Annotated in this window: 21 protein-coding genes and 1 tRNA gene; 12 read left to right on the top strand and 10 right to left on the bottom strand. The window is 68.8% G+C overall.

The genetic code is table 11. The features are described from left to right. Positions 1-3: 3 nt before the first annotated feature. The 6 genes from MK177_04160 to paaZ are packed head-to-tail and all read right to left on the bottom strand — an operon-like array spanning position 4 to position 5,560. Positions 4-999 carry a proline racemase family protein gene (locus MK177_04160; GenBank protein MCH2426508.1) on the bottom strand — a complete coding sequence of 332 codons (996 nt, stop codon included), beginning with the start codon at positions 997-999 and terminating at the stop codon, positions 4-6. A gap of 48 nt (positions 1,000-1,047) precedes the next feature. Next, positions 1,048-1,815 carry a phenylacetate-CoA oxygenase subunit PaaC gene (gene paaC / locus MK177_04155; GenBank protein ID MCH2426507.1) on the bottom strand — a complete coding sequence of 256 codons (768 nt, stop codon included), beginning with the start codon at positions 1,813-1,815 and terminating at the stop codon, positions 1,048-1,050. Beyond that, the gene (gene paaB / locus MK177_04150) at positions 1,812-2,114 is read right to left on the bottom strand and encodes a 1,2-phenylacetyl-CoA epoxidase subunit B (protein MCH2426506.1); all 303 of its coding nucleotides are present in this window, start codon (positions 2,112-2,114) and stop codon (positions 1,812-1,814) included. Before paaB ends, paaC begins: the two co-directional genes overlap by 4 nt. Positions 2,115-2,124: 10 nt before the next feature. Further along, entirely contained in the window at positions 2,125-2,586 is a 462-nt protein-coding gene (gene paaJ, locus MK177_04145; protein ID MCH2426505.1) for a phenylacetate-CoA oxygenase subunit PaaJ, read from the bottom strand. Further along, positions 2,583-3,509, bottom strand: coding sequence for a 1,2-phenylacetyl-CoA epoxidase subunit A (gene paaA / locus MK177_04140; GenBank protein ID MCH2426504.1), 927 nt, complete (start codon positions 3,507-3,509; stop codon positions 2,583-2,585). The genes paaJ and paaA overlap by 4 nt, the downstream gene beginning before the upstream one ends. Further along, entirely contained in the window at positions 3,509-5,560 is a 2,052-nt protein-coding gene (paaZ, locus tag MK177_04135; GenBank protein MCH2426503.1) for a phenylacetic acid degradation bifunctional protein PaaZ, read from the bottom strand. The genes paaA and paaZ overlap by 1 nt, the downstream gene beginning before the upstream one ends. Positions 5,561-5,689: 129 nt before the next feature. Between paaZ and MK177_04130 the strand changes: the two genes are divergently transcribed. From MK177_04130 to MK177_04110, 5 genes are read left to right on the top strand one after another with little or no spacing between them, the layout of a single operon-like run. Continuing rightward, on the top strand, positions 5,690-6,688 hold the full coding sequence (locus MK177_04130) for a hydroxyacid dehydrogenase (GenBank protein ID MCH2426502.1): 999 nt from the start codon (positions 5,690-5,692) through the stop codon (positions 6,686-6,688). Next, complete coding sequence (locus MK177_04125; protein MCH2426501.1) at positions 6,685-7,485, top strand: sugar phosphate isomerase/epimerase; 801 nt, start codon at positions 6,685-6,687, stop codon at positions 7,483-7,485. The genes MK177_04130 and MK177_04125 overlap by 4 nt, the downstream gene beginning before the upstream one ends. After that, complete coding sequence (locus MK177_04120) at positions 7,478-9,385, top strand: DUF2264 domain-containing protein (protein MCH2426500.1); 1,908 nt, start codon at positions 7,478-7,480, stop codon at positions 9,383-9,385. The genes MK177_04125 and MK177_04120 overlap by 8 nt, the downstream gene beginning before the upstream one ends. After that, positions 9,385-10,344 carry a dihydrodipicolinate synthase family protein gene (locus tag MK177_04115; protein MCH2426499.1) on the top strand — a complete coding sequence of 320 codons (960 nt, stop codon included), beginning with the start codon at positions 9,385-9,387 and terminating at the stop codon, positions 10,342-10,344. The genes MK177_04120 and MK177_04115 overlap by 1 nt, the downstream gene beginning before the upstream one ends. Continuing rightward, positions 10,341-11,810, top strand: coding sequence for an NADH:flavin oxidoreductase (locus MK177_04110; GenBank protein MCH2426498.1), 1,470 nt, complete (start codon positions 10,341-10,343; stop codon positions 11,808-11,810). Before MK177_04115 ends, MK177_04110 begins: the two co-directional genes overlap by 4 nt. A gap of 10 nt (positions 11,811-11,820) precedes the next feature. On the opposite strand, the gene MK177_04105 is transcribed toward MK177_04110, so the two are convergent. Beyond that, a tRNA-Gly gene (locus MK177_04105) sits at positions 11,821-11,894 on the bottom strand. A gap of 100 nt (positions 11,895-11,994) precedes the next feature. Here MK177_04105 and MK177_04100 point away from each other — a divergent pair. The 6 genes from MK177_04100 to MK177_04075 are packed head-to-tail and all read left to right on the top strand — an operon-like array spanning position 11,995 to position 15,615. Next, the gene (locus MK177_04100) at positions 11,995-12,474 is read left to right on the top strand and encodes a VOC family protein (protein MCH2426497.1); all 480 of its coding nucleotides are present in this window, start codon (positions 11,995-11,997) and stop codon (positions 12,472-12,474) included. After that, on the top strand, positions 12,471-13,067 hold the full coding sequence (locus tag MK177_04095; GenBank protein ID MCH2426496.1) for an HD domain-containing protein: 597 nt from the start codon (positions 12,471-12,473) through the stop codon (positions 13,065-13,067). The genes MK177_04100 and MK177_04095 overlap by 4 nt, the downstream gene beginning before the upstream one ends. 46 nt (positions 13,068-13,113) lie before the next feature. After that, positions 13,114-13,680, top strand: a complete 567-nt coding sequence (gene dcd / locus MK177_04090; GenBank protein MCH2426495.1) for a dCTP deaminase — start codon at positions 13,114-13,116, stop codon at positions 13,678-13,680. Continuing rightward, a complete protein-coding gene (locus MK177_04085; GenBank protein MCH2426494.1) occupies positions 13,677-14,093 on the top strand; it encodes a RidA family protein in 417 nt (138 codons plus the stop codon). The genes dcd and MK177_04085 overlap by 4 nt, the downstream gene beginning before the upstream one ends. A gap of 3 nt (positions 14,094-14,096) precedes the next feature. Continuing rightward, positions 14,097-14,615, top strand: a complete 519-nt coding sequence (locus MK177_04080; GenBank protein MCH2426493.1) for a 3-hydroxyanthranilate 3,4-dioxygenase — start codon at positions 14,097-14,099, stop codon at positions 14,613-14,615. Positions 14,616-14,619: 4 nt separating this feature from the next. Continuing rightward, a complete protein-coding gene (locus MK177_04075) occupies positions 14,620-15,615 on the top strand; it encodes an amidohydrolase (GenBank protein MCH2426492.1) in 996 nt (331 codons plus the stop codon). 45 nt (positions 15,616-15,660) lie between these two features. On the opposite strand, the gene MK177_04070 is transcribed toward MK177_04075, so the two are convergent. Both MK177_04070 and MK177_04065 read right to left on the bottom strand, forming a co-directional pair. Beyond that, on the bottom strand, positions 15,661-17,889 hold the full coding sequence (locus MK177_04070; GenBank protein MCH2426491.1) for a 4Fe-4S dicluster domain-containing protein: 2,229 nt from the start codon (positions 17,887-17,889) through the stop codon (positions 15,661-15,663). Positions 17,890-17,965: 76 nt separating this feature from the next. Then, positions 17,966-18,481, bottom strand: coding sequence for a helix-turn-helix domain-containing protein (locus MK177_04065; GenBank protein MCH2426490.1), 516 nt, complete (start codon positions 18,479-18,481; stop codon positions 17,966-17,968). Between the two features lie 234 nt (positions 18,482-18,715). Here MK177_04065 and MK177_04060 point away from each other — a divergent pair, with 234 nt between their 5' ends. Next, positions 18,716-20,143: an ammonium transporter gene (locus tag MK177_04060; GenBank protein ID MCH2426489.1), complete on the top strand. Its 1,428-nt coding sequence runs from the start codon at positions 18,716-18,718 to the stop codon at positions 20,141-20,143. 70 nt (positions 20,144-20,213) lie between these two features. Here MK177_04060 and MK177_04055 read toward each other — a convergent pair whose 3' ends face one another. After that, complete coding sequence (locus MK177_04055; GenBank protein ID MCH2426488.1) at positions 20,214-20,957, bottom strand: phosphoglyceromutase; 744 nt, start codon at positions 20,955-20,957, stop codon at positions 20,214-20,216. Between the last annotated feature and the right edge of the window lie 113 nt (positions 20,958-21,070).

Here is a 21,070-nt window from a genome sequence, read left to right as displayed (position 1 = left end):
CGATCAGCGGAACCCGAACCCCAACCCGATCGGGTCGTGGGGGTCCAGGTGGAATGTGCTGGTGGCGTGTCGGTGGGCCGAGCCCTCGACCGTGGTGACTACGCCGGCGCCGGTGACATCGACTATCCGACCGGTGAACGTGCCTCCGGCCACGCCGTGGTTCTCGAACGGGGCATGGACCGCGATCCGACCGTGGTGGTGGAGAAGGGCCAGTCGGGCCGAGGTGCCGGATCCGCACGGCGACCGGTCGACCTGGCCGTCGGCGAAGATCGTCACGTTGCGTTCCTGCAGGGGGTCATCCCCGATGGTCTCGTGGATGATCGTTCCGTAGAGTCCGGACAACCGGTGGTCGGTCGGGTGTGCGGTGGTCGGATGGTCGTCGAGGGTGGCTTTGACCTCCCGACCCAGGGTGATCAGGTCGTCCACCCGGTCGGCGGTGGCGGTCAGCCCGAGGTCGTCGATGGCGACCGAGGCGTAGAAGGCGCCCCCGAACGACATCTCAGTTGTTACCGACCCGAACGAGGTGTCTACGACGAGCCCTGTGGCCGATACGAACGACACGACGTTGGTGAACCGGACGGATGCCACCCGACCTGCCTCGACCATGGCGACGGTGTGGAGTCGGCCCGACGGTACGTCGACCACGATCGGCACCTCGCCGCTGTCCGGAGCGGGGATGCGTCCCGTGTCGATGGCCCAGGTGGCCATGGCGATGGTCCCGTGGCCGCAGGCCGTGGAGAAGCCGTCCTTGTGGAAGAACACGACGCCCACGTCGCCGTCGGGGTCGTCGGGCGGGACGACCATGCCGCCGTACATGTCGGCATGGCCACGCGGCTCGTTGCAGAGGAAACGCCGGTGGTCGTCGAGGTTGTACATGGCCCAGGAACGTCGGTCCAGGACGGAGTCGCCCTCCATGGGGCCGAGGTCGACGATCCGGAAGGGCTCGCCGGCCGTGTGGTAGTCGTCTGCGACGATCACCTCGTCGGGGCCAAGCACCATGGTGGCGAACCGTAACGCGCCCGCCCGGAAGGCTCGTTCCCGAGCGACCTACCAGATGGCGGACGGGTCCAGGGCGAAGACCTCGCGCATGCGCTCCAGGAGGGGGGCGAAGTCGGGACTCCGTACGGTCCTCCCGCTGTGGCCAGGCCTGGCGACGGTCGCCGGGTCAATGCCGAACCGTCCCCGGACCCGTTCGGTCCATGCGGCTAGGCGGGTGTCGAACGGCGCCGTGGCCACGCCGTCGGCCACAGCCTCGGCCTCGCCGGCCACGGGGTCGAACAAACCGAGGGACAGCGGGAGGAGGTCCACCACTGCGGCCCGGATCCGGTCGCCGCTGTCCGAGACCGGCAGCAGCAGGTCGAGCAGGCCGTCGGCATGGCGCAGGTGGAACGATTCCTCCCGGCAGGCACGCTGCGCCGCGTAGGCCAGCGGGGTGAGCGTGGAATCGGCTACCAGGGCCCAGCGGAGTTCCTCTGCGGCGTCGTACAGCCAGTGGCGGGCCAGCGCGTGGGCCCAGTCGGTCGAGGCCACCTCCACGAACTGTGCCGATCGCCAGTCCCTGGGTTCGCGGTGGAATGCCAGGTCGTCGATCGCCCGGTCGTCGACGGCGTCGCCGGCCGGGTCGCCATCGCCGGCCACGATGGCGTAGAGGGAGGCCGCATGGCCCAGCTCGTCCTGGGCGATGGAGCAGAACGCCAGGTCCTCCTCCAGGAACGGCGCCATGCCTATCCATTCGGCGTGCTGCTGACCAATGAGGTGCTCGTCGTCCGCGAAGGCCAGGAGGAACTCCCGGGTGCCTCCGCCCAGGCCGCTCACCCGACCTCCCCGGGTCCGGTGTCCTGCCCGGCCTCGGCGCGGAGCCTCTTCCGGCGGGCGGCTATGCGCTCGCCGTCGTTGTGACGGTGGGGCTTGTCGGCGTTGGGGGCCACGAACTCCCCGTCACCCACGATGATGTGGTCGCGGTCGACGAGCCAGAGGCGGTCGCCCTCTGCGCGGCGCAGGTAGCTCTCCCGGGCAAGCAGCAGGGCCAGGCCGTCGTCGGGGGCATCCAGGGACCCGGCGTGCCGGTATTCGTCCTTGCCGTCCTTCTTCAGGAACACCTCGTAGCGCCGCATCCTCCGCCCCCTAGGCCCGCATCACTTCGACGACCTCGGCGCACGACGGACAGACGTGCACCGCCCGGCAGCGGCTGGGTCCGAACATCGAGTCCTCCATGGTGGACGATCCACAGCGCGGGCAGGACACCGGCTCCCGACCGATGCGGACCGCCACGGTGAACTCCCGGGCCATGGTGGCCCGCGCCACGTCGGTGACCCGGTCGATGGTCCAGACGGGGGCACCCAGCCACCGGACGTCCACCGTGGTCACCCCGTCCAGGCCGGCGACGGCGGAACGGACGTCATCTGCGATCATCGAGAGCGCCGGGCATCCGGAGAAGGTGGGTATGAGGCCGACCACCACGTCGCCGTCGGGGGTGACGTCTAGGGCCTCCACCAGGCCGAGGTCGGTGATGGAGATGCCGGGGTACTCGGGGTCGTCGACGGCGGCAACCGCCGAGCGGACCCGCTCCCGGAGGGCGTCAGTCATGCCGCCGCTCCCACTGGAGCCTCGTCCAGGGCCTGGCGTACCCATCGGGTGTCGACCCAGCTGGCGGCCGCCTCGGCTATTCGCCGGGCCGAGTCGGGTCCACCCATGGCCAGGGTCCTCTTCAGCGGCTCCCAGTCGATGGGCCCGGAGGTCCAGGTACCTGCGTCGGCGTCGTGGACCATGCCCGGGTCCGGGATGGTGAACCCGTAGGACGTCAGCAGGGGGGCGTACTTCTGCACCCAGCGTGCCCGCAGCACCTCGTTGCGCTCCGACTTGATGTGCCAGCGCAGCAACTGGTCGCCGGGCTTCGAGTCGGGGCCGAAGAGTTGGAGAGACGGCCACCACCAGTCGTCGATCGACTGCTGGAACATCACCCGTTGGACCTCGGTCCCCTCGGCGATGAGCATCATCCGCTCCTCGCCCATCCGCATGTGGAACCCCTCCTCGGCGACGATTCGCCGGAGGATCCGACGGTACGGGCCGTAGGAGCAGTTCTTGAGAACCGCCTGCTGGCTGGCAAGCGCCGCAGAGTCGACCAGGAACGAGATGGCGACCTGGTCGCCCCACGTCTTGGCCCGGTAGTGGAACACGTTGTGGAACTTCGACCTTCCGGCGAACAGGTCCTCGAGCATCTCCCGCCGGGTCTTGATGGCCATGTCGGCGGCCACCATGTAGAGGAGGTGGCCGTGCCCTATCTCGTCCTGCGTCTTGGCCAGCACCGACATCTTGTGGCGCAGGCCCGGGGTCTTGGGTATCCACTCCCGTTCGGTGAGGCCACCCATGATCTCAGAGTTGGCGTGCATCTCGATGAAGGCGAACACGGCCCGCCGGTAGGTGTCGGGCATGTCGTCGTCCACCTCGACGATCCCGCCGTCGTCCAGGAAGGCCTCGAAGTCGTCCATGGACTCCCAGCTGCGGCCCATCAGGCCGTCTCTTCCGGTGCGCCGTTCAGGCCGGGTCTGTTGGCCACCATTGTCAGCACGTCGTAGGCGGCGACCACCTCGTCGCCCTGGTTGAGGACCTGGGCGTCCCACGCCACCTCGCCGTAGCCGGCTCCGGCCCGCAGGGTCTTGCGCTTGGCGGTCAGCCAGACGGTCAGGGTGTCACCGGGGTAGGTGGGCTTGGCGAAACGGCAGCGGTCGATGCCGTAGTTGGCCAGCACGGGCCCGGGATCGGGCCACACGAACAGGCCGGCGGCCAGCGACAGCACCAGGTAGCCGTGGGCGACCCGTCCGCCGAAGATCGGGCTGGCCGCCGCCGCCTCTTCGTCCATGTGAGCGTAGAAGTGGTCTCCGGTGGACTCGGCGAAGCCCTCGATGTCGTCGAGGGTGACGGTGCGCGAACCCGTGCGGAGCGCAGTGCCCACCTCCAGGTCGTCGAAGTGCAGTCGGAACGGATGGCCCCTGTCGACGTGGCGAGTCGCACCGGGCATCCACTGGCCGGTGACGGCCGTGAGCACGTCGGGTGAGCCCTGCACGGCGGTGGTCTGGAGGTGGTGCCTGAGGCCGCGCAGTCCGCCCATCTCCTCACCACCGCCGGCACGTCCGGGGCCGCCGTGCACGAGCATGGGGAGTGGCGAGCCGTGGCCGGTGCTGCTGGTGGCCACCGAGGCGTCGACAACGTGGACCCGGCCATGGTGGGCGGCGATGCCGAGGGTGATGGCCGCGGCCTCGTCGGCATCACCGCTGTAGACCGATGCCACGAGGCTGCCCTCGCCGAGTGCGGCCAGCCGGACCGCGTCGTCCGGTCCTTCGTAGCCGACGAGGGTGGCTACCGGTCCGAACGCTTCCGTGGCGTGGATGGCCGGTGCATCGGGATCGGTGGCACGTAGCAGCGTCGGGGCGAGGAAGGCGCCGACCGACGGGTCGACCTCGTGGAAGGTGCAGGTGTCGACGACGACCTCGGCAGCAGTTCGCAACGTGGTGACCGCGGCGGCCACCTCGTTGCGCTGGGCGATGCCCACGAGGGCTCCCATGTCGGTGGCTTCGTCGGTCGGATCACCGGTCCGCACCTCGGCCAACGCGGAGGCGATGGCCTCGGTCGCCGTATCGAGTTGCGGGGTTGGGACCAGGATCCGGCGGATGGCCGTGCACTTCTGGCCGGCCTTGACAGTCATCTCCCTGACGACCTCGGCCACGAACAGGTCGAACTCGTCGGTGCCCGGCGTGGCAGCAGATCCGAGGATGGCTGCGTTCAGCGAATCGGCCTCGGCGTTGAACCGGACCGAGCGCTTTACCAGCGTCGGCTGCGTCCGCAGGTGCGCTGCGGTGGTGGCCGAGCCGGTGAACCCGACCAGGTCCTGGCCACCGAGGTGGTCGAACAGGTCGCCGACGCCGCCACACACCAGCTGGAGGGCCCCGTCGGGGAGTATCCCGGACTCCACGATGCAACGCACCATGGCCTCGGTCAGGAAGGCGGTCGGGGTCGCCGGCTTGATGATGGTGGGCATGCCGGCCAGCAGGGCTGGGGCCAGCTTCTCGAGGGCGCCCCAGCACGGGAAGTTGAAGGCGTTGACCTGGATGGCCACGCCGTGGCGCGCTGTTGCAATGTGGGCGGCGATGAACGAACCGTCACGGGCCAGCATCTCGGGTTCGCCATCCAGGAGGACGTGGCCGTCGGGTAGCTCACGGCGGCCCCTCGAGGCGTAGCCCAGCAGCACGCCGGCTCCACCCTCGATGTCGATCCACGAGTCGTTCCGGGTCGCCCCGGTGGCCGTGGATAGGGCATAGAGACCTTCCTTCTCGGCCATGAGGTGCTGGCCGAGGGCCTTGAGCAGCGCCGCCCGCTCGTGGAACGTCATGGACCGCAGGGCAGGACCGCCGACGTCGCGGGCGTAGGCGGCGATGGCGCCGAAGTCGACCCCGTCGCTGGACACGGCGGCGACTGGCCGGCCGGTGACAGCGTGGCGTGTGACGACCCCCTCGGCCGAGGGCGCATGCCAGGCGCCCTGCACGTGGCTCTCCAGTGTGTGCACCGCTGCTCCCGTCGTCCGGGGGTTACCACCTCAACCTGATCGTATAACCTTTGATTACTTTCGGCAAGACGTCGCCGCAGATCGACGTGTATTGGCCTCTGATGGGGGAGTGGGCGACCATGGGATGCCATGCCCGCCATCGATCGGCCGCCTGCCGCACTGCTGATGCTCCCCGGACTGGAGGCGCTCGTCCTGTCGGTCGATGCCCGTGGGCGCCTCGAGTCGGTGGTCGACCTGGTGGCGCCTGTCGCTTTCGCAACCGCGACCGAGGTTCCCAGCACCGTCGAGGTGCTGGTGACCGGATGGGGGTGTCCGATGTTGGGTGCCGAATGCCTGGTCACACTCCCGAGACTTCGGCTCGTGGCACACGCTGCCGGCACCGTCCGGTCGCTGGTCACCGAGTCGTTGTGGGACCGGAGCATCGTCGTCACCTCGGCCGCCTCGGCTAACGCCGTCCCCGTTGCCGAATTCACGTTCGCCGCCATCATCATGATCACCAAGGACGTGTTTGCCGTCCGCGATAGGCATCGGGATGCGAGGGGCCGTACGGCCGTTGTCGACCAGGCGCGGATGGGCAGCCGGGGCCGCCGCATAGGCCTGGTGGGTGCCTCGACCATCGGAAGGTTGGTGATCGAACGACTTCGAAGCCTCGATGTCGAGGTGGTGGTCGCCGACCCGTACCTGACCGACAGGGAGGCACTGGAGCTGGGGGTGGAACTCGTGGACATGGACGAACTGCTGGCCTCCTCCGACCTGGTGTCCCTCCACGCCCCGCTCCTGGCGTCCACCCGCCACATGGTCGGCGCCGATCAACTGGCCACCATGCGGGACGGTGCCTGGCTGTTGAACACCGCCCGGGGCGGGCTGGTCGATACCGACGCCCTGACGGCTGAGCTCGTCTCGGGGCGACTCAACGCCTTCGTGGACACCCCTGACCCCGAGCCGGTTCCGAGCGAATCCCCGCTCTACGACCTTCCCAACGTCGTGCTCACCCCGCACATCGCGGGGTCGATGGGCAGCGAGGTCGCCCGCATGGGTGACCTGGCCGTCACCGAGGTCGAGCGCTTCGTGGCCGGACGACCGCCGCTTCACCCGGTGACCCGGGACGCCATGGACCGGATCGCGTGACCAGGGTGAAGGCCGGGCTCTGCTCGATCACCTTCCGGACCCTGGCCGCCGAGGAGGTCCTCACGGCGGCCGCCGACGCGGGGCTGGCCGGAATCGAATGGGGGGCCGACGTGCACGTGCAGGTCGGTGACCTGGGTCGGGCCACCGCGATGGGCCGACGGTGCGCCGAAGCGGGGTTGGCCTGCCCGTCCTACGGGACGTACCTGATGGCCGGCCGGTCCACGACTGACGACGGTGCCCGGGCCGCCGACACGGCGGGCGCTCTCGGGGTCACCAACCTGCGGATCTGGGCTCCGTTCGGCGTGCTCCCCGACGCGCCGGCGACCGAACGGGAGGAGGTCGCCGCCGGCGTTGACGCCCTAGCGGCCGTGGCTGCTGAGAGGGGCCTGACCACGTCGCTCGAATTCCATCCGGGGACGCTCACCGAGACGGCGGCATCGACTCTCGACCTGTTGTCTGCCGTGAATAGGCCGAACCTGTTCACCTACTGGCAGCCCAACCCGTCACTCGACGATGCGTCGGCCCTGGAGGAACTGGCGGCAGTCCGCCCACGGCTTTCCCACCTCCACGTTTTCTCCTGGGGAACCGGGTTCGACGACCGGCAGCCGCTGGCCGATGGTGCCGGGGTCTGGGAACGGGCCCTGGAGGAGCCCAGCGGCCCGGACCCGTGGACCGACGGCGGTAGGGAGCGCTACGCCTTCCTCGAGTACGTACTAGACGACGACCCGGCCAACCTGCCGGGTGACGCGGTGACGCTACGAACCTGGCTGGGGGCCGGGGAGCCCACCGATGCCTGATCCCCGGGCCAACCCGATGGCCGGCAACCTGTTCGCCACGAAGGCCGATGCCCAGCAGGCCGTCCGCGACCTGGTCGAACCGGTCCTCCCCCACATGTCACCGGGCGGCGCCAGGGTCCGCCTGGGGAGTGGTGCAGCGTTGTTCCCCCGGCGGGTGGCCGAGCTGGAGGGGTATGCCCGACCGCTCTACGGGATCGTGCCCTTGGTTGTCGGTGGCGGGCACTTCGACCACTGGGACCGGTGGTGCGAGGGCCTGGTCGCCGGCACCGACCCGGACGGTGGGGAGTACTGGGGGGCCTGCACCGGGGACACCGACCAGAGGATGGTCGAGATGGCGGCCGTCGGCTTCGCCATTGCCTTCACCCCCGAGCACTTCTGGGACCCGCTCGGCGACGGGGCGAAGGAGCGGGTGCTGGCATGGCTGGACGGAATCGACGAGTTCGAGCCGGCAGCCAACAACTGGCAGTTCTTCAGGCTGTTGGTCCACGTTGGTCGGGAACGGATCGGCGCTCCGGGCGATCCGGCTGCCGCACAGCGGTCCGTCGAGCGGATCGAGGAGTACCACGTGTCCGACGGCTGGTACCGGGACGGCGTGCTCGGCAACGTCGACTGGTACCTACCGTTCGCCTTCCACACCTACGGACTGGTACTCCACGCCTCCGGGCTCGGCGACCGAGAAGCGGCGGGCCGGTACCTGGAACGAGCCCGGGTGTTCGGCCCCGAGTTCTGCCACTGGTTTGGCCCCGACGGCGCCGGCATCCCGTACGGCCGGAGCATGACCTACCGGTTCGCCCAGTCCAGCCTGTGGGGGGCCTATGCCCTGGCCGACGTCGAGGGCGTGCCGTGGGACGAGGCCCGCGGCCACTGGGCCCGCCATCTGCGCTGGTGGGCCGACCGGCCGATCTCGGACCGCGACGGTGTCCTGTCCATCGGATACGGGTACGACAACCGACGCCTCGCCGAGGGCTACAACTCGGCGGGGTCGCCCTACTGGGCCATGAAGGCGTTCGCGGCAGTGGCCGCCCCTGACGACCACCCGTTCTGGACGGCGGACGAGGGCCCGCAACCCCCACTGGATCGCCCGGTGGCCCAGCCGCCGGCCGGCTGGATCCTCGACCGGGACGAGAACCATGCCGTCGCCCTGTCGGGGAAGCGGTCGTCGCGTGTCCGGTTCATCGAGCAGACGGCGGCCAAGTACGAGAAGTTCGCCTACTCCTCGCGCTACGGGTTCGGCGGCGAGGTCGAGTTCCACTACGGCGCCCCGATGACTGACTCCACGATCGTCCTGGTTGACGGGGCGGACCGGCAGAGCCGCTCCCGGGTCGAGGAGGCGTTCATCCAGGACGACCCGGTCGACGGTCCGATGCTGTGGTCGAGGTGGCGTCCGTGGCCCGACGTGGTGGTCGACACCGTGCTGGCCGGGGGAGCGACCTGCCACCACCGCCTCCACCTCATCCGCACCGGGCGTGCCCTGTCCGTCGTCGAGACGGGCTTCGCGGTGGCCGTCGAATCGATCCGCCTCACCGAGGGTCCGTCGGACGTCGAGGTCGTGCTGTCCGACGGCGCCGTCGAGGTTCGGACGGTGCACGATCGCAGTGGGCTCGTGGACGGCGACGGGAGCCGGACCGGTTCGGTACGACCGTTGCCGCCCAACGCCGGGATGCTGGCCCCGTCCACCGCGGTGCCCGTCCTCCAGGGCGACCTCGAACCGGGTGAACACGTCCTGTCCTGCACCGTGTGGGCCGGCCCGACGGGAACCGGGTCTGGGCCGGACCAGCTGCCGGTTCCACCGGAGGCGGCTCGGGTCCTGCTGGAGCACCAACGTGACCGGGCCACCGAGCCGCACGAGGAGATGGACGTGGAAGCCTTGCTCCGGCTGCGATTCGCCGGGAAGGACTGATGGACGCGGTCGAGCCTGTGGTCACCCATCCGGATGCACGAGTCCGTCCCCGACGGACCATCACCGGCATGTCGGCCGTCCTGCTGCCCCACACCGCTGGCGGCGCCGTCGACTGGGACGGCCTCGCCTCCCACGTGGCTCGCACCGCCGGAGCTGGCCTCACCCCGGCCGTGAACATGGACACCGGCTTCGTCCAGGTGCTCGACGAGGCCACCAGGGACCGGGTCCTGGAGGTGGCTGCCGCCAACAGCGACGGGTTCGTGGCGGGCGCCCACCTTGACGACCGGGCCGGTGACCGGTTCGACCTGGAGGGCTACCGCCGCCAGGTCGACCGCATCGCCGCCCGGGGCGGCCTGCCGATCGTCTTCCCAACCCACGGGCTGACGGCGCTGGACGGTGACGGCTGGGTCGGCGCCCACGCCGCGCTGGCCGAACAGTGCGATCGGTTCCTGGCGTTCGAGCTGGGGCCGATGTTCGTGCCCTATGGCCGGATCTACGACCTGGACGCCTATCGGGAGCTCCTGGGCATCGATGCCTGTGTGGGTGCCAAGCACTCCTCGCTGGACCGCGTGCCGGAGTGGGAGAGGCTTGCGGCACGCGACGAGGCCAGGCCCGACTTCATGGTGTTGACCGGCAACGACCTGGCCATCGACATGGTCATGTACGGCTCCGACTACCTCCTCGGGTTGAGCACCTTCGCCCCCGACCGGTTCGCCGAGAGGGACCGGATGTGGGCGACCGGCGACCCCGGGTTCTTCGAGTTGAACAACCTGCTGCAGGAACTGGGCGACTTCACGTTCCGGGAGCCCGTGCCCGGCTACCGCCACGATGCGGCGCTGTTCCTGGAACTCCGGGGTTGGATCGGCTCCAGCCGGGTCCCCGACGGCGTCACCCTGCGCCCGGATGCCGACGTCGACGTGCTCAGGGACATCGCAGAGCGTCTGGGCGTGCTGCCGTGACAGACCGTCGCCCCATCGTCCAGGTGCGGAAGCTGGCCGATGCCGACGCGTTCCGAGCCCACCTGGACGGGGTCGGCCTGGACCTCTGCTTTGATGCCGAGCTGGTCGACGGTACGGACGCTCCCCTGGCCCGGCCGTTCGACGTAGGGCTGGCCGACGGGGTGACGCGTACGGTCGGAAACCGGTTCGCCGTGCTGCCCATGGAGGGCTGGGACGCCACGAGCGACGGTCGTCCTACCGACCTGGTCCGCCGACGTTGGGAACGGTTCGGAACCAGCGGCGCCAAGCTGGTCTGGGGTGGCGAGGCCGTGGCGGTCCGTGCCGACGGTCGTGCCAACCCCAACCAGCTGTGCATGGGTGCGGACGCCGTGGACGACCTTTCGGGGCTCCGTTCCCGGCTGGTAGCCGCCCATGTCGAGCGGTTCGGGTGTACCGACGACCTCCTCGTCGGACTGCAACTCACCCATTCCGGTAGGTGGTCGCGACCCTCCGGCAACCCGGTCCCCCGTGTCGGGTATCGACATCCGCTCCTCGACCACCGCGTTCCGATAACCGATGCCTCCGTCCTCTCCGACGACGAGCTGGACGAACTGTCGGACAGGTTCGTGGAGGCCTCCGCCATGGCCGCCGATGCAGGCTTTGACTTCGTCGACCTGAAGGCCTGCCACGGCTACCTCCTCCACGAGATGCTCAGTGGTGTGGACCGTCCCGGTCCGTACGGGGGCGACCTCGACGGCCGGAGCCGCTTCCACCGTCGGACCCTGGAGGCCATCAGGTCACGGGTGCCCGCGCTCGGCCTCGGTGTGCGTCTCAGCCTCTACGACCTGGTCCCGTTCATCGCCGGACCGGACGGCGTGGGCGTGCCAGCATCGGATGGGGAGTACCGCCACGCCTTCGGCGGTGACGGCTCCGGGGTGGGCATCGACCTGGAGGAACCCGACCGGTTGCTGGCCCTGCTGGCCGAGGTCGGTGTGTCGATGGTCTGCACCACCGCCGGTAGTCCGTACCACTGCCCCCATGCCCAGAGGCCGGCCTACTTCCCTCCCTCGGACGGCTACCTACCGCCACAGGACCCGCTGGTCGACGTGGTACGACTGCTGGATGCCACCGCAGAGCTGAAGGCCCGTCATCCGGACCTGGTGTTCGTCGGTTCCGGGTACTCGTACCTCCAGGAGTGGCTGCCGCACGTGGCACAGGCCGAGGTGCGGTCGGGGCGGGTCGACGCGGTGGGCATCGGGAGGATGGCGCTCAGCTACCACGACCTGCCGGCGGACGTGGTCGAGGGGCGGGGGCTGGACAGGCGACGGGTCTGTCGCACGTTCAGCGACTGCACGACGGCTCCCCGCAACGGCCTGGTCTCGGGCTGCTATCCCCTCGACGCCCACTACGGGAAGATGCCGGCGAGGGTCGAGCTGACCCGGGCGAAACGTGCTGCCGAGCAGGCCCGCGGAGGTCGACGCAGCTGACGTGGCCCGGTGGAGCGGGTGACGAGAATCGAACTCGCGTCATCAGCTTGGGAAGCTGGGGTTCTACCATTGAACTACACCCGCGGGAGCCGCCAGCGTAGCGATCTTGCCGGATTCACAGCCGTCTGGCAGGTGCCGGATGGGGCGCGCGGTCTAGGTTCGCGACGAGGCGAAGGGGATCACCATGGCCGAGACCCACCGACCCATGCGCACCGAGGTCGTCCCGGAGATCTGCGTGGACGGCGCTGCCGCGGCGCTCGACTTCTACGAGGAGGCGTTCGGCGCCGAGGAACTGTTCCGCCATGCCCTCGACAACGGGCGCGTGCTCCATGCCGAAGTCTCGTTCGACGGGTTCGTAATCTTTGTGGTCGACGACTTTCCCGAGATGCACGGTGGCCGGGGCACCTCGCCCACCGCAATTGGCGGCACGCCGGTCTGCCTGCACCGCGACGTCCCCGACGTGGATGCCTCCATCGAGAGGGCAGTGGCCGCCGGTGCCACGCTGCTACACGGTCCTGAGGACGTGTTCTGGGGCGACCGCTACGCCCGCCTCGTCGACCCCTACGGCCACCACTGGTCGCTGGCGACGCCCGGACCGGGCCCCGACCCCGAGGCTACGGCTGTGGCCGAGGCACAATTCGACAAGATGCTTGACACACCATGACCGACCAGGCCACTCCCCCTCGGGCGTCGTTCCGTTCGTTCCAGGAGTCCACGCAGGACGACTGGATGCTGATCATGGAACAGCGCGGCGAACTCGAAGCTGTCCTCGCCAGCCGAATCCTCGAGCAGTTCGAACACCTGCGCGATGACTATGGCGGCTTTCCTGTCGATCGCCTCGAGCACAGCCTCCAGACCGCCACCCGGGCCGAACGCGACGGTCAGGACGACGAGTACGTGTTGTGCGCCCTGCTCCACGACCTGGGCGATCCGCTCACTCCGTACAACCATCCTGATGTGGGGGCGGCGATCCTCAAGCCGTTCGTGTCCGAGGCCAACCACTGGATGGTGGAGCACCACGGCATCTTCCAGGGGTACTACTTCTGGCACCATCTCGGTATGGACCGCAACACCCGCGACCGTTATGCCGACTCGCCGCACTACGCCCTCACCGAGGAGTTCTGCTCCGAGTACGACTCGCCAGCCTTCGACCCGGGCTACGACTCAAACCCGCTCGGTCACTACGAGGCGCTGATCCGCCAGTTCTTCGGTACCAACCCCTGGACCGGCCGGACTGTCGGCAGCTCCGACGTCTAAGACGCCGGCTGCGGCGTCGCCCGACCCGGCCTAGCATCGGCGGGCCATGATCCTCTCCGACCGCTCCCTCCGCGAAGAGATCGCCGCCGGGCGCATCGTCATCGACCCCTTCGACGACTCGTGTGTGCAGCCGTCCTCGATAGACCTCCACCTGGACCACCGGTTCCTTGTGTTCCGGAACCACACCATGGGCCACATCGACGTCCGGACCGACCTCTCGGCACTGACCGAGCAGGTTGAGGTGTCGGACGACGACCCGTTCATGCTCCATCCCGGAGAGTTCGTGCTGGGTTCCACCTCGGAACGCGTGGCGGTACCCGACGACCTGGTGGCCCGCCTGGAGGGCAAGTCCAGCCTCGGACGGCTCGGCCTTCTCATCCACTCCACCGCCGGGTATGTGGACGCCGGGTGGGACGGCCAGCTCACGCTGGAGCTGTCCAACGTGGCCAGCCTTCCCATCACCCTCTACCCGGGTATGAAGATCGGGCAGATCTCCTTCATGCGGATGACCACTCCCGCCGACCGGCCCTACGGCTCCAGCGAGCTGGGGTCGAAGTACCGGGGTCAGGATGGCCCGCGGCCCAGCCGCTACTGGGAGAACTTCGACCGGTGACGGTTGGTCCCGACCCCCTGCCGCAGGCCCGGGGCGCGTTTCCCCATGTCCGGACGGCCGGCGACCACGTGTACGTGTCCGGTACCAGCGCCCGGCGGGTCGACGAATCGATCGAAGGTGCCGAGGTGGCCGCCGACGGTTCGGTGCGGCTGGACGCCGCCGTGCAGTCCCGGGCGGTGCTGGCCAACGTCGAGCGGGTGCTGGCCACCGTCGGCCTGGACCGGGGCGACCTCGTCGACGTCACGGCGTTCCTGGTGGACATGGACGACTTCGATGCCTGGAACGAGGCGTGGGCCTACTTCTTCGCCGACAGTGCGGCGCCGACCCGCACCACCGTCGCGGTGCGGGCGCTTCCCCATCCACACCTCCTGATCGAGGTGAGGGCCACGGCACACCTTCCGGCGGGGACCTGAGCCGTGCGACTCCCCTTCGACCTGCAGGCCTGGATCGATGAGCACCGTCACGAGCTGAAGCCGCCGGTGGCCAACCGGTTGCTCTGGACGGATTCGCCCATGGACGTGATGGTCGTGGGTGGGGGGACCAGCCGGGTCGACTACCACGACGATCCCCATCCGGAGTTCTTCCACCAGTTGGAGGGGTCGATGGTGTTGCGCCTCATGGAGGAACCGGGATGTCCCCCGCGTGACGTGGAGATCCGGGCCGGCGAGGTGTTCATGCTGCCCGCCCACGTCCGTCACTCGCCGCGACGCACCGATCCCGACGGCATCGGGATCGTCGTCGAGTTCGCCCGCCCGGACGGTGTGGTCGACGGCTTCGAGTGGTTCTGCGACGGGTGCCACCACCTGTTGCACCGGGTCGAGGTGGCGGTGGCCTCGATCGTCGACGACCTGCCATCGGTGTTCGCAGCGTTCTCGGCGGACGTCGATGCCCGGACCTGTCCGAACTGCGGCGTCGTCCATCCCGGGTCGGGCTGAGCCGGTGGTCCCGCGGACCGTCGACGTCCACGCCCACTTCTTTCCCCGGATCAGCCGGGGCCAGGGGGCGATGCTCGGTTCCGACGGGCCGTGGTTGCGCGACGACGGCGACGGCACCGGGTACCTCATGTCGGGGAACGCCGAGTTTCGTCCTGTCGAGGCGTCGCTGTGGGATCCTGAGGTGCGGATCGCCCGAATGGACGGGCACGGGATTGACGTGCAGGTCGTGTCGGCCACGCCGCTGCTGTTCGGCTACTCGTCGGATCCGGTCGTCGCCGCACCGTGGGCCCGGCTGGTGAACGACCTGGCCCTCGAGATGTGCGCCGGTCACCCGGAGCGGCTCAGGCCGCTCTGCCAGGTTCCGCTCCAGGACGTCGAGAGGGCCTGTGCCGAGGCGACTCGGTCGGTGGCCGACGGTCATGTGGGCGTGCACATCGGCAACCACGTCGGCGGCCGGAACCTGGACGACCCGGAGATGGTGCGGTTCTTGCACCACTGTGCCGCCGAGGCCATACCGGTGCTGGTGCACCCGTGGGACACCATGGCCGGCGAGCGGATGCCCACCCACATGCTGCGGTGGCTGGTCGGAATGCCCGCCGAGACACACCTGGCCATCCTGTCGCTGATTCTCAGCGGGGCCTTCGAGCGGTTGCCATCCGACCTGCGGATCTGCTTCGCCCACGGAGGCGGCAACTTCGCCGCCCAACTGGGGCGGGTCGACAATGCCTGGCGCCGACGCGACCTGGTGCGGGCCGACTGCCCCGAGCCGCCGTCCAGCTACGTGGACCGGTTCAGCGTCGACTCGATGGTGTTCAGCGACGAGGCCCTGCGCCTGCTTGTCAGCGTGATGGGTGCGGACCGGGTGATGTTGGGATCCGACGATCCGTTCCTACTGGGCGAGGAGCATCCCGGCAGGCTCGTGGAGACCTCGACACACCTGGTCGACGACCAGAGGCAAGCGGTGCTGGGCGGCAACGCCGCCCGGTTCTTCGACCTCTGAGCCGGGCTGCCGTGCCGTGGTCCCGGGTGTTGTGTCCGTGGGTGGTCAGGACGTGGCGTCGGCCGCGGCCGCCTCGCCGGCCCTTATGGCGTCCAGTACGTGGAGGGCGATGTCGCCGACCTTCACCTGGTCCTCCTCCACGCCCTCGCCCTTCACGCCGTCGTCGATCATGACGTAGCAAAACGGGCATGCGGTGGCGATGCGGGTGGCGCCGGTGGCTAGCAGCTCCTGCGACCGTTCGACGTTGATGTTCTTGCCTATGTCCTCCTCCATCCACATTCGGCCGCCGCCGGCACCACAGCACATCCCCTTGGTCCCGCTGCGCTCCGCCTCCACAACCTGGACGCCGCCCAGGCTGCCGATGACACGGCGGGGCGCCTGGTAGACGTCGTTGTGCCTACCCAGGTAGCACGAGTCGTGGTAGACGATCCGCTCGTCGAGGCGTGCGCTGCTCATGTCCAACTTCCCCTGGTCGATGAGCCACTCCAGGAGCTGGCTGTGGTGTACCACCTCGTAGTGGCCGCCGAGCTGCGGGTACTCGTTGGCCAGCGTGTTGAAGCAGTGCGGGCACTGGGTGACGATCTTCTTCACGCCCATCGAGTTGAGCGTCTCGACGTTCTGCATGGTCAGCATCTGGAAGATGTACTCGTTGCCGGACCGTCGGGCCGGATCGCCCGTGCACATCTCGGACGGTCCCAGGATCGAGAACGACACCCCGGCGCGCTGCATCAGCTGTGCCATGGCCCTGGAGACCTTCTTGTTCTTGTCGTCGAACGAGCCGGCGCAGCCCACCCAGTAGAGGTACTCGGACTCCAGAGGGTCGCCGCCGTCGATGACGTCGATTCCCTCGATGTCGCCGATCCAGTCGGCGCGCTCGCTCTGGGAGAGTCCCCACGGGTTTCCCGAGTTCTCCATGGAGCGGTAGGCGCTTCCCAGCTCACTGGGGAAGTCCGACTCCATTAGCGACAGGTACCGCCGCATGTCGAGGATCTTGTCCAGGATCTCGATGTTGACCGGGCAGATCTCATCGCAGGCCCGACACGACGTGCAGGCCCAGAGTTCGTCACCTGTGATCCGGTCGAACATCCAGTTGGCCGGCACCGAGATCTCGGCGTCGGTGCCGATGGGTGGCGACACCACCGGCGTGCCGGTGGCCGCCATCACCTCGCCGGCCTTCAGCACGATCTCACGGGGGTCCAACGGCTTGCCGGTAGCGTGTGCCGGACAGACGCTGGTGCAGCGTCCGCACATCGTGCACGAGTCGGTGTCCAGCAACTGCTTCCAGGTGAACTCCTCGATGGTTGAGACCCCGAAGCTCTCCAACTCGGTCTCCATGAGGTTCGGCATCGCCTTCATGGCGCCCTTGGGGCGGTCCCTGTCAGTCAGGTACATGTTCAGCGGCGAGGTGAACATGTGCCGGATCATGGTTATTGGCAGCAGGGCCAGGAAAGCCATGAACGATGTCACGTGGGCGATCCACCAGCCCTGGTGCCACCCGGCCAGGTCACCGACCAGCCAGTCGGACCCCACGATGGCCATGGCCAGCGGATAGCCGACGACGGACCACGTCTCGGCCTCGGCCCCGTGGCCGCCCAGCGAGTCCTGCAGCGCGATGCGGAATGCCTCGGCTCCGAATCCGGTAACGCCGATGGCCAGGAAGACGAGGAGCACGGCGGCGTGTTCCGGCTTCGACTTGATGCGGATCCGATAGGGGCGGAACCGCGGGGGGCCGTAGCGGCGGAGCATCGCCCACACCACGCCGACCAGGTAGAGCACCCCGGCAATGTCGCCCACCGCCGTGTAGGCCCGGTACACGTCGCCGTGGAGGAACTTGATCGATTCCGGGACCTGGTGGTTGACCTCGAGCACCGTGGTGACGGCCAGCAGGATGAGGAAGGGAAAGTAGATGAGGGCGTGCATGACGCCGGCCGCCGGTTCACGAAGCAGGGTCTGCATGTACACGCCCGACCGGAAGTCGCCGAAGCGCCGCCTGGCGTTGCCGGCGTTGGTGGACCGATTGTCCGGGGTGCCCCGCTGCCAGTTTTGGACCCGGTACGAGAACAGCACCGCCCCGTAGATGATCAGCACCGGGATGACCGTGTAGAAGGCCAGCTTCAGTGGACCGGGGACGTTGGCGAAGACCTCGCGGGTGACCGGGGAGTCGTCGTGGAACCCGTTCACCACCGAGGCGACGCCGGATGCGGCTGTGAACAGTGCGACGAGTACTCCGAGGCCGATTACCGCGTGGTTGGGACGGAGTCTGCGCTCGTTCATGGTCGGCCGAGACTATCGGCCCGTTCTGGTCTGGTGAGACTCACGTCGAGGTGTACTCGGTCGTCCGGAGGCCCGGTCAGACGGCAGAAGCGAGCACGCAGCCGCGGGACCGTACGGTCCTCAGGGACATGCCGGACCCTTCCAGGCGTCGGCGGAGCCGTCCCAGTTGGACGTCCAGCGAGTTGCGGCTGGGCAGGCCGTCGGGCCAGCCGGCCTTCGCCAACTCTCCACGGCTGACGACGGCACCGAATCGGGCGACCAGCGGGGCGACCAGGCGGGCGTCGGCCGGAGCGAGGGTCACCCACCAGCGGCCGTAGCGCAGGAGTCGTTCGTCGGTGAGTTCCGGCCGTCGTTGCAGGTGGTCCTCGGCCCGGGCGACCAGCGTGAGGACCCGGGCGCGGACGTCGGCCTCGGCGGCCGGGAGCCGTACCCAGTCCTCGAGGGGATCGACGGGGGCGAACGGTGGAGCCTGGGGGGCGACGAGGGCCAGGCGCGGTACGCCCCGCTGTCTCAACTCGTCCAGCCTGAGGTCCTCGCTGGGCCACCGGACGACCGCCACGTCCGTCATCTCCATCGCAGCGTTGCCGTCCATGGCCCGACCGTATGGGTATCCGGGTTTTTGTCCATGCCCGACCGTAGGGGCCGCCTGTTTCCCGCCTGTTTCGTAGTTGTGAACCGGGGGTCAACCAGGGTGCCCCATATCCGCACCGGTCAGGTTCCGGTCAGGTAACCGTTTCGCGGCTGTCACGCTGAGCGAACGTTGGCGAAATCCACCACCCGTACCTTCGGACCGTTCGAACCGACGTCCACCTCCGGAGGGGCAATCGTGAGAAGTATCACCCGATCAATCAACACGTCGTGGAGCCGCAGGGCAGCAAGGAGCCGGCTCCACAAGGTGGGCTTCGGCCTCTTCGGGGTCGTGGCCGCCGTCGTCCTGACTGCGACACCGGCTGTGGCCCAGGAGTTGACGCCGGCTGAGTACAACGCGGCCCTGATGACCAGCCTCTGGTTGATCCTGGCAGGGTGCCTGGTCTTCCTCATGCAGGCTGGGTTCGCCCTGGTCGAGGCCGGGATGACCCGGGCCAAGAACATCGGCAACATCATGGCCAAGAACCTGGCCGACATGGCGGTCGGCGCCCTGGCCTTCTGGGCCGTCGGCTTCGGCTTCGCCTTCGGTACCGACGGCGGCAGCCTTATCGGAACCGACAGCTTCTTCCTCTCGGGCATGTCCGAGTCGTTCGCCGACGGCGACGTGCTGGCCACGCCGTCGTTCTTCTTCTTCCAGGTGGTGTTCGCCGCCACGGCGGTGACGATCGCCTCGGGGGCCATGGCCGAGCGCACGAAGTTCTCCGCCTACCTGCTGTTCAGCCTGGTGATGAGCGGGTTCATCTACCCGGTGGTGGTCCACATGTTCTGGCACGGCGACGGGATCCTCTCGGACCTGAACATCGGCGACGCCCGGTTCAGCGACTTCGCCGGCTCGAGCATCGTGCACAGCGCTGGTGGCTGGGCGGCCCTCATGGGCGCCGTGTTCCTCGGCCCCAGGATCGGCAAGTACGGACCCGATGGCACGCCGCGGGCGATCCCCGGCCACAACGTCGGTTTCGTGGTGGTGGGCGTGTTCGTTCTCTGGTTCGGATGGTTCGGCTTCAACGCCGGCTCCGAGCTGGCCATGGACAACTGGGTGGCCCACTGCATCATGACGACGCTGCTCGCCGCCTCTGCCGGGGTGGTCGGCGCCGGGGCCGTGATCTGGAGGAAGACCGGTGCCATGGACGTCGGCATGGCCGGCAACGGCGCCCTGGCCGGCCTGGTCAGCATTACCGCCGGGACCGGCACTATGACCTTCGCCGGTGCGGTGGTCGTCGGCCTCATCGGCGGGGTGATCGTCGTCTACTCGGTGCTGTTCATCGAGCGCAGGGGCATCGACGATCCGGTGGGCGCGGTCTCCGTGCACGGGGTGTGCGGCGTGTGGGGCACCCTGGCCATCGGCCTGTTCGCCAGGTACGACGACGCGTTCCTGGGACGTGACGACGCCGGCCTCTTCTATGGTGGCGGCATCGACCAACTGCTGGTGCAGGCCATCGGCGTGGTGATCGTTGCCGCCTGGGTGCTGGGCACCTCGGCGATCCTGTTCAAGGTCCTGAAGTCCACGGTGGGCCTGCGGGTGTCGGCTGAGGAGGAGTTGGCCGGCCTCGACGTGGCCGAGCACGGTTCGCCGGGCTACGGCCCGGAGCCGGTGTTGGCCGGCTGAGCCAGACGGTTCGCAGGGAGACGGGCGGGTCCTTCGGGGCCCGCCCGATCCGCGCCCGCAGCGGAACGGATCAGCCGGCCTGCTTCGCCACGGCGGCGGCGGCGGCCCGGGCGGCATCCGGGTCCAGCGAGCGCTCCAGCACCGGCTTCGCCTCGACCGGACGCAGTTCGTCGTCCAGGTCGTAGACCAGCGGGGTTCCGGTCGGGATGTTCAGGTCCGTGATGTCGTCGTCGGTGATTCCGTCAAGGAACTTGCACATGGCCCGGAGGCTGTTGCCGTGCGCAGCCACCAGCACCACGTGGCCGGCCCGGAGGTCTGGGGCGATGGCCTCCTCCCAGTAGGGGAGCATCCGGTCGACCACGTCGGCCAGGCATTCGGCCAGAGGTGGGTTGATGTCGGCGTACCGGATGTCGTCGTTGGGGTTGTACGGGTTGTCGGCCGTGATGGGTGGTGGAGGCGTCGAGTAGCCCCGCCGCCATGCCTGGAGCTGCTCGACGCCGTACTGCTCCCTGGTGGTCGCCTTGTCCAGCCCTGTGAGGTCGCCGTAGTGCCGTTCGTTGAGCCGCCAGTTCCGACGAACCGGGATCCAGGAACGACCGAGGGCGTCTAGGGCCAGGTTCGCCGTCCGGATGGCCCTGGTCTGCAGTGAGGTGTGGGTCACGTCGGGCAGGATGCCAGCGGCGGCCAGCAGGCGGGCACCCTCGCGGGCCTCGGCCTCGCCGCGGGCTGTCAGGTCGCTGTCGTACCAGCCGGTGAACTGGTTGGTGGCGTTCCACTCGCTCTGGCCGTGGCGAAGGAGGATCAGGGTGGGCATGGCGGGTCCTGTGTAGGGGCAGGTCGGCGGGGCCAACGGTACCGGACCGGCTCGGTGGGCCGCCCACGGTAATTTCTTCGAACAGAAGTTGCTATAGAGGCACTCAACATTCT

The sequence above is a fragment of the Acidimicrobiales bacterium genome (genome assembly GCA_022452145.1).
Taxonomy (GTDB): Bacteria; Actinomycetota; Acidimicrobiia; order Acidimicrobiales; family MedAcidi-G1; genus UBA9410.
Note: the sequence above shows the minus strand (reverse complement) of the source record. Positions and strands in the feature narration are given on the sequence as shown.

Coding starts and splice junctions, on each gene's coding strand:
- MK177_04100 (MCH2426497.1), top strand. CDS start 11,995: ATGGCCGAGACCCACCGACCCATGCGCACCGAGGTCGTCCCGGAGATC.
- paaJ (MCH2426505.1), bottom strand. CDS start 2,586: ATGACTGACGCCCTCCGGGAGCGGGTCCGCTCGGCGGTTGCCGCCGTC.
- paaA (MCH2426504.1), bottom strand. CDS start 3,509: ATGGGCCGCAGCTGGGAGTCCATGGACGACTTCGAGGCCTTCCTGGAC.
- MK177_04115 (MCH2426499.1), top strand. CDS start 9,385: ATGGACGCGGTCGAGCCTGTGGTCACCCATCCGGATGCACGAGTCCGT.
- MK177_04160 (MCH2426508.1), bottom strand. CDS start 999: ATGGTGCTTGGCCCCGACGAGGTGATCGTCGCAGACGACTACCACACG.
- dcd (MCH2426495.1), top strand. CDS start 13,114: ATGATCCTCTCCGACCGCTCCCTCCGCGAAGAGATCGCCGCCGGGCGC.
- MK177_04065 (MCH2426490.1), bottom strand. CDS start 18,481: ATGGACGGCAACGCTGCGATGGAGATGACGGACGTGGCGGTCGTCCGG.
- MK177_04130 (MCH2426502.1), top strand. CDS start 5,690: ATGCCCGCCATCGATCGGCCGCCTGCCGCACTGCTGATGCTCCCCGGA.
- MK177_04055 (MCH2426488.1), bottom strand. CDS start 20,957: ATGCCCACCCTGATCCTCCTTCGCCACGGCCAGAGCGAGTGGAACGCC.
- MK177_04070 (MCH2426491.1), bottom strand. CDS start 17,889: ATGAACGAGCGCAGACTCCGTCCCAACCACGCGGTAATCGGCCTCGGA.
- MK177_04120 (MCH2426500.1), top strand. CDS start 7,478: ATGCCTGATCCCCGGGCCAACCCGATGGCCGGCAACCTGTTCGCCACG.
- paaB (MCH2426506.1), bottom strand. CDS start 2,114: ATGCGGCGCTACGAGGTGTTCCTGAAGAAGGACGGCAAGGACGAATAC.
- MK177_04095 (MCH2426496.1), top strand. CDS start 12,471: ATGACCGACCAGGCCACTCCCCCTCGGGCGTCGTTCCGTTCGTTCCAG.